This window comes from Escherichia sp. 93.0816, assembly GCF_013368855.2.
Lineage (GTDB): Bacteria > Pseudomonadota > Gammaproteobacteria > Enterobacterales > Enterobacteriaceae > Escherichia > Escherichia ruysiae.
Genome location: NZ_JABWNC020000014.1, coordinates 87096 through 103508 on the forward strand (window position 1 = coordinate 87096; position 16413 = coordinate 103508).

General features: G+C 43.1%; 11 protein-coding genes and 5 pseudogenes. 8 read left to right on the forward strand and 8 right to left on the reverse strand.

Annotation, left to right across the window (positions count from 1 at the left end; translation table 11 throughout):
- Positions 1 to 4: 4 nt before the first annotated feature.
- Positions 5 to 1348 (forward strand): annotated as a pseudogene (locus HEM79_RS15370) (ISL3 family transposase); the annotation flags it as partial.
- A 173-nt stretch (positions 1349 to 1521) separates the two neighbouring features.
- Here the strand turns inward: HEM79_RS15370 and HEM79_RS15375 are convergent.
- The 7 genes and pseudogenes from HEM79_RS15375 to HEM79_RS23060 form a co-directional block, all read right to left on the reverse strand.
- Positions 1522 to 3519, reverse strand: coding sequence for a BCCT family transporter (locus HEM79_RS15375; RefSeq protein WP_039520234.1), 1998 nt, complete (start codon positions 3517 to 3519; stop codon positions 1522 to 1524).
- 1207 nt (positions 3520 to 4726) lie between these two features.
- Positions 4727 to 5107 (reverse strand): hypothetical protein, encoded by a 381-nt coding sequence (locus tag HEM79_RS15380; RefSeq protein WP_089558116.1) that lies wholly within the window; start codon positions 5105 to 5107, stop codon positions 4727 to 4729.
- A gap of 669 nt (positions 5108 to 5776) precedes the next feature.
- A complete protein-coding gene (locus HEM79_RS15385) occupies positions 5777 to 6595 on the reverse strand; it encodes a helix-turn-helix domain-containing protein (RefSeq protein WP_089558115.1) in 819 nt (272 codons plus the stop codon).
- Positions 6596 to 7199: 604 nt separating this feature from the next.
- Positions 7200 to 7442: pseudogene (locus HEM79_RS15390) on the reverse strand (transposase); the annotation flags it as partial.
- Positions 7443 to 7529: 87 nt separating this feature from the next.
- Positions 7530 to 8096, reverse strand: a pseudogene (locus tag HEM79_RS15395) (transposase); the annotation flags it as partial.
- Between the two features lie 85 nt (positions 8097 to 8181).
- Positions 8182 to 8349: a hypothetical protein gene (locus HEM79_RS23175; RefSeq protein WP_373371591.1), complete on the reverse strand. Its 168-nt coding sequence runs from the start codon at positions 8347 to 8349 to the stop codon at positions 8182 to 8184.
- Positions 8346 to 8552 carry a hypothetical protein gene (locus tag HEM79_RS23060; RefSeq protein WP_001420039.1) on the reverse strand — a complete coding sequence of 69 codons (207 nt, stop codon included), beginning with the start codon at positions 8550 to 8552 and terminating at the stop codon, positions 8346 to 8348. The genes HEM79_RS23175 and HEM79_RS23060 overlap by 4 nt, the downstream gene beginning before the upstream one ends.
- 466 nt (positions 8553 to 9018) lie before the next feature.
- Here HEM79_RS23060 and HEM79_RS15400 point away from each other — a divergent pair, with 466 nt between their 5' ends.
- Positions 9019 to 9276, forward strand: coding sequence for a hypothetical protein (locus HEM79_RS15400; protein ID WP_000343098.1), 258 nt, complete (start codon positions 9019 to 9021; stop codon positions 9274 to 9276).
- Positions 9276 to 9866, forward strand: coding sequence for a hypothetical protein (locus tag HEM79_RS15405; RefSeq protein WP_000194562.1), 591 nt, complete (start codon positions 9276 to 9278; stop codon positions 9864 to 9866). Before HEM79_RS15400 ends, HEM79_RS15405 begins: the two co-directional genes overlap by 1 nt.
- A gap of 17 nt (positions 9867 to 9883) precedes the next feature.
- Here the strand turns inward: HEM79_RS15405 and HEM79_RS15410 are convergent, their stop codons facing one another.
- A complete protein-coding gene (locus tag HEM79_RS15410; protein ID WP_089558114.1) occupies positions 9884 to 10231 on the reverse strand; it encodes a DUF6404 family protein in 348 nt (115 codons plus the stop codon).
- Between the two features lie 592 nt (positions 10232 to 10823).
- Between HEM79_RS15410 and HEM79_RS22670 the strand changes: the two are divergent.
- From HEM79_RS22670 to HEM79_RS15440, 5 genes and pseudogenes are all read left to right on the forward strand, one after another.
- Positions 10824 to 11467 (forward strand): annotated as a pseudogene (locus HEM79_RS22670) (transposase); the annotation flags it as partial.
- Between the two features lie 974 nt (positions 11468 to 12441).
- Positions 12442 to 13875: an SH3 domain-containing protein gene (locus HEM79_RS15425; protein ID WP_032335289.1), complete on the forward strand. Its 1434-nt coding sequence runs from the start codon at positions 12442 to 12444 to the stop codon at positions 13873 to 13875.
- Between the two features lie 921 nt (positions 13876 to 14796).
- The gene (locus HEM79_RS15430) at positions 14797 to 15426 is read left to right on the forward strand and encodes a winged helix-turn-helix domain-containing protein (protein WP_000848139.1); all 630 of its coding nucleotides are present in this window, start codon (positions 14797 to 14799) and stop codon (positions 15424 to 15426) included.
- On the forward strand, positions 15423 to 15953 hold the full coding sequence (locus HEM79_RS15435) for a PsaF/MyfF family fimbrial adhesin regulatory protein (protein WP_000858085.1): 531 nt from the start codon (positions 15423 to 15425) through the stop codon (positions 15951 to 15953). Before HEM79_RS15430 ends, HEM79_RS15435 begins: the two co-directional genes overlap by 4 nt.
- 147 nt (positions 15954 to 16100) lie before the next feature.
- A pseudogene (locus HEM79_RS15440) lies at positions 16101 to 16358 on the forward strand (transposase); the annotation flags it as partial.
- Positions 16359 to 16413: the final 55 nt, after the last annotated feature.

The following is a 16413-nucleotide window of genomic DNA, read 5'->3' on the forward strand; positions in this document are numbered from 1 at the left end:
TGTTGCCGAGTCGCTTGCTCCCTTCGCCAGTTCACACCAGCAGTCTTCACAGGCGTTACAAAATTTACAACGTCAACTGGGATTAATAGCCGGAGGTGAGGCTGGAAAACAGGCAGCAACGGCAGTGGGTCTCCGTTGCAGTGCTGATACTCTTCTTCGCAGGGTTATCAATCCCCCGGAGACGAAACAGTCATGCACGCTTCATGTCGGTATTGATGAGTGGGCGTGGCATCGGGGCCACCGTTACGGTACGCTAATAGTCAATCTTGATACTCACCGTCCCCTCGTCCTGCTTCCCGGCCGTGATCAGCGTACGCTGGCGACCTGGTTCAGAAAATATCCGGAAATACAGGTTGTCTCGCGTGATCGCAGTGGAGTCTATGCGACGGCAGCGCGTGAAGGTGCACCTCAGGCCAGACAGGTGGCCGATCGATGGCACCTGCTAAAAAATATTGGCGATGCGCCTGAACGAATGATGTACAGACATATACCTCTGATACGTCTTGTTGCCAGTGAGTTGTCACCAAAGAAATCACCTGAGTCAGAACTGTCTGTGCCTGCAGCATCGCTCCGTCGTCCGGAACGCCTTAAACAGCAAACCCGCAAAAAACGGCATCAGCGTTGGACAGAGGTTATAGCCCTGCATAACAAGGGATGTAGTTTCAGGGAAATATCCCGTATTTCAGGCCTGTCGCGAGTGACAGTCAGTCGCTGGGTGGGTTCAGGAACATTCCCTGAAATGTCAGCCCGGCCTCCAAAGCGAGGGCTTCTGGACCCATGGAGGGAGTGGTTAAAAGAGCAACGAGAAAGTGGTAATTATAACGCCAGCCGGATATGGCGGGAAATGGTGGCCCGGGGGTTTACAGGCAGTGAAACCATCGTCAGGGATGCTGTTACCAAATGGCGTAAAGGCTGGATCCCACCGGTTACTACTGCCGCCAGACTTCCTTCAGTGTCCCGGGTAAGCCGCTGGTTGATGCCCTGGAGAATAATCAGGGATGAAGAAAATTATGCTTCCCGATTTATTAGTCTGATGTGTGAAAAAGAACCTGAGCTGAAAATAGCGCAGCAACTGGCACTCGAGTTCTACCGTATTCTGAAAAACCAAAATAAATCAAAGCTAAGCAGCTGGTTCACTCGAGTCCACGAAAGCGGTTCAGCAGAATTTCGGCGCGTGGCGGCGGGGATGGAAGCTGATGCTGCAGCTATATGTGAGGCAATCAGTAGTCGCTGGAGTAATGGTGTTGTCGAAGGTCATGTAAATCGCCTGAAGATGCTAAAACGCCAGATGTATGGTCGAGCCGGATTTGAACTACTCAGGCAGAGGGTCATGAGTCCACTGGCATGAAAATCTCCACCCAAATTGCGGAAGAACCACTTTTCATCCGTCGTTGACACCGAACTGCAGATTGTGTATCGATGCGTGCCCCACCGATCGGGATGTACGGAGTGTTCCCATTATGCCGATGAAATCTGGATTACAACAGTAAGCCGCCTTAACGGCGGCCTGGATTGTGTAGTTTATCGGACTAAGTGAAGGAAGTGCAGATGCTTTTCATATTGGTCAAGTATATCATTGATAATCTGTTCCTGGTTCCACCCCATCACATCGTAATTCTGACCACCTTCTTTCAGGTAGACTTCAGCACGATAATATCGATGTTGCTCTGCCAGCTGCTCATCATTATCAATTGAAGTCAAAGCAAAGGTGGGCGAGTTATATCCGCGAAGTCTGATTTCATAAATAAAATTTAACTCATTGCCTAAATCTACTTCAAATATAATACGATCATCACTGGTATCATTTATATGGCTAACCGTTCCCTGTTTGTTAAGTTCATCCTGAACTAACGACATGGCTGGCTGAATAACGTCGTCCATAAAACGTTTCACAAGAGAGCGTTTCGGTAAATAAGCAATATTGCGTAAGCGTCTTTGCCATGGTATTGGATTACGTGCTGCTGTTGGAGCAATGGTTGCCATGCTCAGGCTTTCACGTTTTGTCAGATCCCGACGAAGAGCTTTTAATAATCCATATATTGATATCAATAAGATAACAGAAAAAGGTAATGCGCTTGCTATTGTTACAGTTTGCAATGCACCCAGCCCCCCGGCAATCAGAAGAGCAACAGCAACAATCCCCATGAGCGAGGCCCAAAAGATTCTTTGCCAGACAGGAGTGTTAACAATTCCACCTGAAGCCAGGGTATCAACAACCATTGCCCCGGAGTCAGCAGAAGTGACAAAGAATACGATAACCATCGCTATTGCAATGAAAGACAATACTGATGAAAATGGGAAATGTTCCAGAAAATTAAACAGCGCCACTGCAACATCCTGCTGAACAGTATTTGCCAGCTCATCAGCCCCCTTGTTCATTATGAGATAGATAGCGCTGTTACCAAATACCGTCATCCACATAAGTGTAAAACCAGCCGGAACAAACAGCACTCCAGTGACAAACTCACGAATTGTCCTGCCCCGGGATACTCGCGCGATGAACATGCCAACAAACGGCGACCACGACAGCCACCACCCCCAGTATAATAATGTCCAGCCACCAAGCCAGTTGCTTGATTTTGGTTCATAAGCGTAAAGATTGAAAGTTTTACTCACTAATTCTGAAAGATACCCCCCTGTATTTTCAACAAATGATTTCAGCAGAAGCACTGTCGGCCCCAGACATAAAACCAGGGACAGGAGTAAAACAGCCAGACCAAGGTTGAGTTCTGACAGGATGCGAATTCCCTTGTCCAGACCGGAAATTACCGAGAGCGTCGCCAGGCCAGTGATGGTCACGATCAGAGTGACCTGTACCATTTCATTCACTGGCACCCCGAAAAGATGGTTCAGGCCCGCATTAACCTGCAAAACACCATATCCCAGCGATGTGGCGACGCCAAAAACAGTACCTGTGACGGCGAAAATATCGACAGCATGTCCAACAGGGCCATAGATACGATCACCTATGATGGGATAAAGTGCGGAGCGAAGTGTTAAAGGGAGACCGTGACGGTAACTGAAAAATGCCAGGATTAACGCCACAATTGCATAAATTGCCCATGCATGAAGCCCCCAGTGAAAGAACGTCAGGCGCATTGCTTCTTTTGCCGCTGTCACTGTTTCAGGGGTACCAACTGGTGGAGAGAGATAGTGCATGACAGGTTCAGCTACACCAAAAAACATCAGGCCGATCCCCATTCCTGCAGAAAAAAGCATCGCAAACCAGGAATGATAGCTGAAATCTGGTTGAGAATGGTCAGGCCCAAGCTTTATATCTCCGTAACGGGAAAGCCCCAGAAAAGCGACACTCAGTAAAATCAGGGCGACAGCAAGGATATAAAACCAACTTGCATTCGTAAAAATCTGTTGCTGAAGTAATTTAAAATTCCTGTCTGCCATATCCGGAAATACAGCAGCAAAAGCAACAAGCAGGAAAATCAACAAAGCAGATGTACAGAATACAGCTTTGTTTATCTGGTTTTCAGTTTTCTTCTGGGAAGTATCATGTTCACTCATCATTATTTATTCCATTAATTTATATGCTCTCTGGATTAGAAAAATTGCCCGCTTGTAGAGTAGCAAAAATCACCCCAGAGTGGGCTCTTGTATCCTGAAATTTAGGCTGTTCGTTGAAGAACAGGTGATTGATGTCATGAAGTCTACTGCGGGACACCGTACAGGTGAAAATCGCTATTTTTCAACAGAATTTTGAACACGAAAGGCGTGGTCGGGGGTGTGGGTGGCCGAAAATGAAAGCGTGAAGTACCGGATTAATGTGCTGACAGAACTTTGTTATCTGTTTTTGTGAACGTCAGGACGGTCACCTCTGCATCTCCGGCGATGTGGAATTATAGAAAATAAGTTCTTGCTGAATTGATCAGAGAATGCCCCAGAAAACATTTACCGGAAACCTAAAATCACTGTTTCAGCAAGATTACTTTATGAGTCCTGTCTAAATGTGTGTTTAAAAGACCCGCCCGAAGGGCGGGAAACGGAAGAGTAACGACTTATCGTATTTTATTGATAGCGATTATTATAAATGTGAACGTAAAGCATGTGAATAAGTTTTTCAGGATATTGTCCTCCATTGATAGATATGAATGGTATTATGATAGACGTTTATCTTCCATCCAGACTCTAATACGGACAGGTGCTTTCCGTGGGGGGACTTTAACCAGCGTGATATTTCCATACGTGACATATATAACATTATATTTCTTTTTGAAAAAAGCATAAATCATTGCAGACAGCAAGCAATACAAAGAGCATGTCCAAACAAATATCTGAAAAATAAATTATTGCAAATGATAATTCTTATCGGTTGTATTTGTGTGATTTTAAAAGAACTCTCACGGTATATTCCAATCCTTCAGGTGTTAATATCAGTCTGGATAAATTTAATGATAATTTGCTTTTATGTGTTATTATTGCTCCAGGTAGTATATATCCTTTTTTTATAAACATATGAATATTTAGCAAAAGCTTCTGTTCATTATACTTCGCAAGTCTGATGAAATAGTCACCACCGGTTGGGGGATTGGGATAAGAGAACAGTAGCGTTTTAAGTAAATCATATTGAATTTTTTCTGAATTGTTGTTGTTTTTCATCAGGTATTACTGGAAATGATTACGGTATAATGTATTTAAGCAGTATGATATGGTAATTATTTTGTGATATACAACACACTTTATGTGTACATAAAGTGTGTTGCTGAATAATTATTTATTTCAGTGACAAACACTCATAATGCTTGTCGCTGGTATCTATACGCAGAATTTTCTTAAGGTACAGCGTTTCGTCATAAGTCACCGCTCTGCCATGTTCTTGATGGCCAGTGTTCTTAACAAGTAAAGATACATAAATGCCAGAAAGACTATTATCATACGCATGCTGACTATAATATTTCTGAAGTGTCTTCAGGTTTGCTTCATCTGCATGCAGCCAGTATATTTTTCTTGAATGACATGGGCGAAATGCACTGATCTCATCAGTCTGAAAGTAAAAACCATCAACGATTTGTATTTTATCTGCAGGAGGTGTGGCAGCACATCCGGAAAGTGATAATAACGTAATGAAAATTGTCAATAATCTGTATAGGTTCATGATTGTGTTACCTCGATTTCCTTCCGTATTTTATTACTTTATTCATCGCAGAGAATTCATTTACCTGTTTTTAACAGCCTGTTTGTCGGGGCAGGCCTCAATCACAGAACGGTAGATCCAGCATGGTCGAGCTGTTTTTATGATTGTAACTAATTGTATCCGATCAAAACCGTAATCAGAATTGATATTCCTCAACAGCGAGATTCAAAAAATTACTTTTATTACAGTTGACAATAAATTAAAAACGGGCCTGGCAGATCTTATGTCCAGACGTTACGGTATCATGCCTCTGATTTCCGGAGGATCTCCTTCCCAGTGCATTACCCAGTGCGCCGTAAAGCCCCTTTCTTCAAATCGGGGTATAAGGCGCGGTTTTTCACCTAACAGGAATCCACGTTCTTTAGGGCGTGGAGGATGTCTACTGACTGAATAGCTGTGGAAGCTCGGTTTTTCATAATAGTTTCCCTGTTGAAGTTCTACCTCCAACATAGTACAGGAATGGTAAACAGGCTTGGCGTAAGGAAAATTGCTTTTGACAAGAGCAGATAAAAGATTTCTTACTGATGGCCTGAGCATTATCCTGTGTCCCCACACTGGTCGCACTCTTTTCTATCTGGAATATCAGACATTCATTTTATCATTGCTGACTTTGCTATTTTTACCCCATATTCAGTTTATCGGAATAAAGAGCGAGCATGTGGTTATGCCATCTTTATGATGAAACATTAGTAAATCTGCTCCTGACCCTCTGATCACGCCATGTTCTGACAGCACATTCAGATAAATATATTGTGTACGTGTTGTATGTGTTTCCCGTGTTGTTTCAAAATTTACTTTCATATATCTTCCGGCAGGCCATGAAAATGACTTTCCTTTTTTTTTTGCCGGTATCCCTATAGCTCCTGAGACTTTATAGTGAAACCTGTTGTGATTTACTGGGCTGGTTTGAGCCACAACCCAGAGTTTATCCTTACCATGGCTGAATACGGAGTCAAGATAAGCTTTTGCGAGATAGTTATTCTCAGGTTCGGCTATCGTACCGTAGAACTGAAACTCCTTACCTGTTATCATTCCGGCCTGAAGAAGTACTATTTCAGGCCCGGACACTTCATATGTGACGTTTATTTTTCCACATAAGGGAGAAAGCACCCATTCAGCGCCAAAGCGGTACTGCGTAGGTGTCAGATTTGTACTTTTCTTAAATGTCCGGTTCATTGACTGTTGGCTATCAAACCCTACACTTAATGCTATATCCCTGAATGAGCGACGGGATAATCTGAGCAGCAGAGCTGTATGGCTCAGTCGACGTCGTCGGATGTATTCCCCAAGGGGTATGCCTGTTTCCTGTATGAACATACGCTGCAGATGTCTCAGGCTGTAGCCTGATCTGTCAGCCATTTCCTTGACGGATATGCGATATCCACATTCAATATCTCTGTCAATATGCTCTGATATTATTTCCGTTGTGATTTTCTGCATATATTTCATTATTTTACACTCTTTTTTCTCTTTATTAGTTCAGCTGATGCATTGCTGAATGATATGGAGAGAAAATTATCAGCGAATGAGTACTTGTTCTTACAGGAAGTATTATGACATTTTGGGGATCGATAAATAAATGATCATTACAAATATTGGGTTGCAAATGATAACAATGATTATCATTTTATTTTGTGCGTTATCTCTTCTGGCGGGGAAATGACAGATAATTAGTCGATTATATGATATATCACATGATGGTTTTTCGTATTATTTTTAACCGAAAAAAGAGTGTGGGTTGCCCCCTGAATCTCCAGACAACCAGTATCACTTATTTAAGTGATACTGGTTGTCTGGAGATTCAGGGGGCCAGTCTACAAGTGTTCTGCAGAGTTTTAAACCATAGAGATATTTTGATGAGGTGCCGGGTGCCTCCCGGAAACTTCCTGTAAAAGAGAGTTTGATGATTTACCGCTAAACAATTTCAAATCATCCCTCGCACTGAGGAACACCTCAAATATTGTACAACAATAAGTAGATGATAATATTTTCTGAATATTAACATATCATATTTATAATGGCTTTGCTTTTTATGACATTGGCCGTATAACATGGTAAACGCCAGACAGCTGCCGTAGTTAAGATAATGTTTAACGGCAACCTGTTTTTGCACATCTGAGTAACGGGGCTTATGACGAATGGATTCTCTTGCGCCACCACCTGCTTCCCATGAGAGGATCCAACGCCGCAGATTTCTTTTCTAAGGGTAGCCCAGGTCGCGTACGACGGAAGCCAGCTTCTTACCATATTTGAAATAAAGCTCAATGGCACGGATTTTTTGTTCTCCAGTAAACATGTTTCATCACCTGCATATTCCGACATAATCGATCACTTATTCGCGGCGTTTTTCAAGGTAGTTGTCGCTTTTTGTAATAAAATTACGTTATGCAGCCTCTTTTTCTGGATTCAGGTAGACTTCTGATATGTAGTCCCAGTTACGTAGATGCTTGCCCCAACGCTCAGGATGCTGTTCGCGTGCTAGCTGGTATACTGCTTTTCTGACTGCCAGTATTTTCATGTCATTACCTTGATGACGTTCGGCTGGCGTGACGTATTTGATCCCGCTGTGCTTATGTTCAAAGTTGTACCAGTTTACAAAACGGTTTACCCATACTCTGGCATCATCAATAGAGCGAAAACCGTTCTCAGGCCACCAGGGACAATATTTGAGAGTCCGGAACAAAGATTCTGAGTAAGGATTATCATTGCTGACTCTTGGCCGGGAATAAGAACTTAGCACACCAAGCGCATACATTTTCGCCAACAACGTGTAACTGCGCATGGGACCACCATTATCAGAATGGAGTATCAGATTGTTGGATGAACATTTTTCATTCCATACTGCACGCTGGAGTAGTTCTGCTGCATGTTTTCCAGATTCGCTGGCAAATACCTCAGCAGCAATAATTTTGCGACTGTAAATATCGACGATCATATAGAGGTAAAAATACACCTACAAGCCTGACTTTTCCGGGCGCCGTTGGCGACAGCCTCGCGGACAAGAGCAATAATTTTACGCCGCTCCGGGAGAGGAGTCAGTCTTCCTCGCTGTTGTCCCAGAGGGCATTGAACTTTTCCCTTAATATAAGCAGGGCCGCAGCTTCCGCCAGAGCTTTATCTTTGCGCTTAAACTCTTTCTCCAGTTCTCGTAACTTATTTTTTGCGTCACGCAATGCCCTGTCTGTTCGAATATTTTCCGTCAATTTTTTTCATGCGCCTGAATTGAGATAGCCCGCCATTCTTTAACCTGTTCAACAAACAATCCCATGCGTCGGCAATAATCAGCAAGCTCCATTTCTGACAGCGTAGCCGTCTCAAGAACAACTGAGAATCGACGCTCCGGTGTCCAGTCTTCAACATCAACGGAGGTAATCTTTTCATTTTCAGGTAAAAGTCCTTGCTCCACTAACTCACATCTCCATTTTGACACAACAGAGGCACTGATCTTCAGCTTACGGGCTATCTGACGATGTGACCAGCAGTATGGTGGTAAAAGCCATATCAGTCCTTTCTCTCTGAGTTAACTTGGTATTGGTTGTCCTGGCATTGTTATCTCCTTAAAAAATTGAGGCGACAACTATGCTGACACAGGGGGCGAATCGGTGATCGATTCAGATGCGATTATGCAACCAGGTATTATGCTGCCATTCAACGGTTTGCCGCATTTACGGATACAAAGCAAAACAGGCTTGCTGTGGTCGAGATCCTACTTAGCCGGAAACCGGATCTGCGCGGCGGGAAACCAGCAACCAATATGATAATTAAGCAAAACACATGAAACCATATCTGATATGATGTTTACAGGCGCAGAAATAAATAATTCCAGATATGATTTATTTCTTAACAGGACATTATCAGATGGAGTGTGAAGGATGGATGAAGAACGGGTGTTTTCACTCAGCTATGAACAACTGACCCGGTTTGCGGAACGACGCATCCGGGAATGCAATCTGGACAGCCTGGGCGCAATTTATCTCTGCGAGTCAGCCAAAGCCGGAGCCGTGCTGATCTTCTGGCATGAACTGGCCATAAATGGCTATGCCTCAATGAATGCCATAAAGAGACAGGAGCTCATTGACGCCGACTTTCAGCGCCTCAGAAAGCTCATCTGGCCGGAGGATGACAGGTAATGACCCAGAGCCGCCGACCGTCGCCACTGCAGCGGAGAGTGCTGATTGTGCTGGCTGCCCTTGATGAAAAACGGCCGGGCCCCGTGCTGACGAGGGACATAGAACGGGTGCTGGAGCGAAGCGGGGAAGCCCCGGTCTACGGGCCAAACCTGCGCGCCTCCTGCCGTCGTCTGGAGGATGCCGGCTGGCTGCGTACCCTGCGCGCTCCGAACCTGCAGCTGGCAGTGGAGCTTACAGACGCCGGCCGGGCCGTGGCACAGCCTCTGCTGCAGGCAGAACAGGACCGCCTCCGGGCAGAACAGCGTGCGGCAGAAGTCGTCGTACTGCCGCTGGTCCCGGCAGCAGGTCTGCCCGCAGACGGCACTTTTGCCACTGATCTGGCGGTGGAGCTGAACGGCATAACGTATCAGGCCTGCCGTGGGGATTTTGTGGTGCGTCTCGACGGCAGCACCTGTCTGCAGTTATGGAATAAAGAAGGCAGGGTGATACGCCGGGAGGGCGATCCGCTGGAAGTGGCGCAGTGGCTGCAGGCCTGTCACGATGCAGGAATGGAGGTTCGTGTGCAGGTTAATGAAAGCATCGCCCCGTAAAAACATGCCTGCACGGTTTACACATCATCCCATGGTGGCAGCCGGTTAACTTTCCTGCGCCACCAGTGGAAAGAGGCCATGCACAGTCCGGACAAAAAACCACTCGTGATACTTATAATAATGCCCTCACCTGCCACCATTCCTGACGGCCCCCAGTAGATAAACCACATTGCACATCCCCAGGAAATGCCCCATAAGCCTCCCGTCAGCACCGTGACCTGCCAGAACGTCATAAAGGGTAATGGCGGGAGCCGGATACCCAGCCGCCAGAAAATACGCAGAAGAGGAGGGGCATAATTACTCCGCCACATCTTTTTGCTGTCCATCAGAGCAATAGCCCGGGCTTTTTTCTGCTCAAAGGTCACAGGAGCACCTCCGTTCCATGATGTAAACGTGATACATCTATGTTATCACGCACCGGTAAAGCTTGATGATATTCTTTGCATTAGGATACCTTGCAGAGCTTGCTTCTGGCGTGAAACGAACATTCTCATTTAGAGAAAAGGTATTGATTCCTCCCTGCATATCCTTATCTTTTCCATAAAAATTGCCTGATATTTGTCACTTTTAATCAGCACATAAGCTGGATTAATACTTATTATTTCTCCTGTGTGTTCAGGATTGATTGTTACTCCTGCTGACCAGTCTTTTCTTACTTGCAGGGTGGGAATTCCTGCCGGGAGTTATTTATTCTTCCAAAGCGCATGTAACGAACAAAGTTCAGACATCCGCGTATTGCTCTCGATTATATCAAGTAATTTCAAATTAGATGGATTTATCCAATAGATTACTTTTAGACATCTATCATAGTGTTCAATTACTTTATTTATCACATCTTCAACTTGGTATGCTTTCTTGTTACGCCATAATGGCTCATGATGAGAGAGTTGTAATAGCCCCCAACCGGACACTTCACCAGTAAGACATAGTCATAGAGCTATGTTTAAGGAGTGTCCTGTGCAAAGAATCGAAGTGATCACTGGCGAGCAAAAGCGCCGCCGTTATACTCCCGAAGAGAAAGCCCGTTTTGTTGCGCTCGCCATGCAGCCCGGCTACACCGTCTCACTTGTTGCCCGGCAATATGGCATCACACCCAGTCTTCTTTTTAAGTGGAAACGGCTCATGAACGATGGTGGGAAGTCTGCGATCGCCGCAGGCGATGAGGTAGTCAGCGTCTCCGAGTTCAAAGCGCTGGAGAAAAAAGTCAAACAGCTTGAGCAGATGCTGGGACGCAAAACGATGGAAGCCGAAATCCTTCGCGACGCGCTTGAGATAGCCCAGGCAAAAAAGTTGATACCGCGCATGCCATTACTGCCACCGGACGATATCCCCTCATCCGAATAGCAGAAGTGCTCTGTGTATCGCGTTCGAATCTGTATGACCGGTTGCAGGACAAACGCCAGCACCGGTCAGCCCGCTACAGCAAAGACGATGACGCCCGACTGTTACCGCTTATCCGCCAGATATGCAGCGAACGGGCAACAAACGGCTATCGTCGCGTGACTGCGCACCTCAATCGCGTACTGAAGGAAGAGAACTGGCCGGTTAACCCCAAACGTATTTACCGGATCATGCAGGCGAATAACCTTTTACTGCCAAAATCTGGCCATAAAAAGCCAGTTACGAAGCGAAATTTCAATGATTTGAAGTGCTGGTAGAAAAGCACTGGCAAGTTGCTTATTCCAAAGATAGATTCCAAGGCATTGCTCTGGCGAAGCCCCGCCCAGTAGTTGGTATGTTGAGAACCTAGCTGTAGAAAGAGACTCTGTAATCGCTTGAATTGTCATTGTTCTGATCCTGCGTGGACGGCAGGCCCGTGGCAGGCAATCAATGTAAAAGTCCTCTCTGCTCAGCATGTTGATGGCCTTTCTGGTGTGGAACCTTAAGGAAACAACATGTTGGGTGGAGTGGACAATCCAAATGGTGAATTACCGTCTTATATCATTGGCGCAGACAGTTGCTAATGTGCACCTTTTAAGAAAAGGTGCCAACTTTCGGCATAACCGAGGAATAGAATAGCGTCGGAGAATCGAAGTCAGCTATGATTGCCTGTGCCTGTTATATAAAACTGGAAGACATCCATCCCCTTTCCCGACATATTATCTCTTTAAACTCTCCGCCTCCATGCAAGATATTAATAAAAGGAAATTTTTTATTTTATGTCTGGCGAGTCAAAAAACACCTACATCAAACATTGTTAATTAATTGTAATCACAGATGTTTTTAATATATACAATTCACACATAATTAATATATTTATACAGCCCATTCTGACAAAAAACCCTCAAATGAGTTGTCAGTCAGATTATAATAAATAAAATATTAGACCTTCTTTCATTATAGCAAATATTTTCACTCATACTGAAAGCTATCCAGCCTTTAAGGCTAGAGAATAATAATTAATAATACAAAATAACAACAAAAAAGTAATACTTTCATATATTATGCATGACAATTAGCTCTCTGGTTTTGTACGAGCAGCTGCGAAATGGCCCTGCTGGATGTGATGCCAGAAAGAGCAGCAACTGTACGCGAGCTGTATTAAGTTGTTTAATTTGTTATAGGAGTCAGCTATATGCAAAAAAGTAAGATATCAAAAAGAATAAAGCCTCTTTGCTTAATAGTTCCTTTGCTGTTATCAGCATCATGCCACAATATTACGCCCCCCTCTAAATTAACCAACTATATAGACAAAACAAAATCACTATTTCCAATAGAAAATTATCCTCAATCTGTCGATAACTGGTTCCCTTCCGGCCCAGAGAGGCATATTTCCGTCATAGATAAAACAGCACAGTCACGCCATTTTTCTAACCTGAAATCGCACTATTTTGGAATGAAAGCAGGCGAAAAATCTCCATGGAACATGTTTTATATAGCATCCGTCCTTAACCAGGGGGTTGAAGCAGATCGTGATGCTAATATAAAAAAGTATCTAGGAGAGAAAAGTGTTTTCTGGGGGGCAAATTTTAGAGTCCACACGAACACATGGAAACAGCAGATAAGGGATAACGCGACGACCAACATTGACCGGACTTATGACCCGTCAAGACGGGGAATTACCATTAGAGAAACCCTGGTCAGACTTCTTCCGACTCTCGACCCGGCTTATGGTAATCCAGGTCAGGCTGGGCAAGGCTATCCTTTTGATAATTTACAGGAATCATCAATCCGTCCCGGCACCCCTGTATTTGTCTTATCGACAAGCAACGACGGTCGCTGGAAATATGTTTTATCTCCCACTGTCAAGGGTTGGATATATAGTGAAGATATAGCAATGGTAGATCCACAGTTTGTTACTGAATGGCTGACTCTGGCTAATAAAAATCTAGGTGCGTTTATAAAAAAATCATACTCCGTTCATGAAAAAGAACTCTACTATTTTACGGCCCTCCCAGGAACTATCCTGCCATTCAGGAATAAACGCAACGGAGTTTTTGTGGTTGCAGTGCCTGTACGCAACTATGATGGGCGCGCACAAATTCGCTACGTCGAACTCAAGGAAGATGAGTTTGTTGCTATGCCATGGAAAATGACTCCCAATAATATAGCTATACTGATGAAAGCAGTGATCGGTAGACCCTATGGCTGGGGAAATTATAACTATTACAATGACTGCTCTGCCGAAATACAAAATCTTATGATTGCATTTGGGATATTGCTTCCCAGAAATTCTGCAGCACAAATACAGACGGCTTCCCGGCTTGTCAATCTCAGTCAAGCGAACATCAATACAAGACTGCGTTACCTCATGGATCATGGCAGACCTTTCACCACTCTTGTATACATCCAAGGACACATCATGCTGTATATAGGTAATGCTGTAATCAATGGGCAGCATGTACCAATGACATATCAGAATATATGGGGTTTGCGTCCGGTGGATTCCAGTAGCCGAAGCATTATTGGCGGTGCCGTTTTTTTCCCACTACTGGCCTCTTACCCGGAAACTCCAAGCCTGGAACCTCTGGCTGGCAAGGCGCTATTTAAATTGGGCTTTATTGAATAAATTTTGTTATATTTTTAACAAAACCATAAAGTTCATGAAGTAAAATGGGAATATCGGATAACCTCAGGCTCTAACAATGGTCAGGCCTCCTGACCATTAACCATTATGGCAGACGTAAAAGTCTTTCACACCTGGCAAGTTGCTATTTAGTCTTGATAATTCGGTCTTCTTCATGTTATGTGTATGGTTTATCGCAAAATGTCATGGACAGCACATACAATCATCTACATTAATAAAAAAATCAACAAGAGGAGGAATCAATATTAAACATGTCTCAGCGAAAATTATAAGCACCAAAACAACACAGAATTTTAAATTTGTGCGCATAAAGCTTTTGAGACACTTAAAGAAGTATCTACGTTGCATTAAGTATTTGTTATCAGCCAGCCATCCACGGACAACAATTACGTTTTTTAAAAAATCGAGGCTAAAAATATAAAGAACAAGCAATAATATCAAGCGAACAAGATGTAATACATTAAACAACTCACCACTATCACCACCACACATTTTGAGCAAACTCCTGACGACGAGACAAACAGGAGCCATTATAACAACCACAAGCCAGCAGCAAACACAATAGTCAATTATTAATCATTATTAACACCCCATACAACAAGCATATCGGAAGGATTACTATACTGCTAATGCAACAGAGGGACTGGTGTTCCTGTAGCCCGGCACACATCCGCTATCAAAGTATAAGCGATCAAATGCGTAAAACTATACTCCTCCCCGGCAACAAAAAAGCATGACTTCAGCAAACAGCATTAACCACTAATAGTCAGATAATAATAAACAACTTTACAGTAACGGCAATAAATAACAAATAATAATGCACGCATAAAAAAAACTATCTGGACATAAAAATTCTTAATCTCTATATTTTCGCCTTCAAAAAAGGAGAAAGGCCTGATCAGCATGAAAACGCATAACGTTATTCTTGACGTATTAAGAAATGCAATAATAATAGATGGGGAATCTAATCCTCTTTCAAAAAACGAATGTTTTTTAATCAAATATCTTTATGAAAGACAAGGAACCTCAATATCAAGGGATGAGTTAACACAACATTGCTGGCCAGGAAGGGTAGTATCTGCAACATCGCTCCCTGTAGCAATAAAACACATAAGAGATGTTTTAAGGAAAATAAAAAATGAAGAAATAATAAAAACTCACAAAGGTGAAGGATACTCTTTTCTTCCCGGAATAATTGAAATAAAAATTATCGATTCTTCTCCCGGGGACAAAACAATGAACACAAAACACACGGTAAAAACAGGACATCACAAACTACAAATTCGAAATTTCTTAACTGCAATAACAATAGGAATAAGTGTGTTTTTTTGGGGGGCGCTCAGCTTCGTTATATATACGAGATACGCTAATAATATAAAGCACTGGCACACAAATAGTGGTTCACTGATAATTTCTACATCAGAAACAATGAGTGAATTAATAGATGACGCACACGAAGGAGACACTATCTTTATTGATGATATGGAGTCAACACTTATCTGTGATAAACAAACATGCAACTTTATAAAATGAAAACTTCATTTGTAATAACTTCCATCATTGCGATTTTTGCCACATTACTAATCATTAGTAATAACAACGACATAACATTTTTCTCTGAGAGAACATACAAAAGCATAACAGAACACACAGATATAAAAAAAAATGGGATTGGGTTTAACATTCTGCATTACATGTCAGATGACAATGCAAAACTAATTATTTCAGAAACACTTTCTGGAATAGCTATAAGAACAAGCTTACACGGATATCTGTTAATACCAACTCATAAATATAAAACATCCAGCTCAGGCTCATTTCAATCTATAGGCTCAGTGTTATCTCTATGCTCCTACCACGCCAGCAATCATGACATTATATTTTTTGATGGAAGCAGAGGTGTATTAGAAAATCATAATCAACTGATACCATTGCCAACTATATTTTTAGGGCAGAAGAATCACAGCAAGCATCCCAAAAATATAGCTCAAGAAAGAAACATAGAACATAACAATGAAGAAAACAACAATTATCAAGAACTGACAACAATCAATTACTAATATTACGAGAAGCGGTGTAACAAAGGATGTTCACCGCAAAAATCATTAATTTAAAACTGAGCTGGCCCCTGAAATACCAGACAGTAGATGTATTTTAAAATAAGAGATAGGCTTGGATATATGTCTAACACTAGTTCTAATTTTGAGATGGCTGGCGTTTTGTTAGGAAAAGAGGTGCGTAAACGTAAAACACCTCAGGAAACCCACGTGGCGCGTTTGCATGGAATTCAGCCCAGTCCGTTGTTTAAGTGGAAGAAACAATACCAGAAAGGAAGCCTCACTGCTGTGGCTGCCGATGAAGACGTTGTTCATGCTTCTGAACTGGCCGCTGCAATAAAGCAGATTAATCAGCTTCAGCGTTTACTGGGTAAGAAAACCATGGAAGTTGAGATCCTCAAAGAAGCGAATGGAGACTTGTTCAGCAAACTCTTTTACCCGGTGCCTGTGTCGCACAAATAGC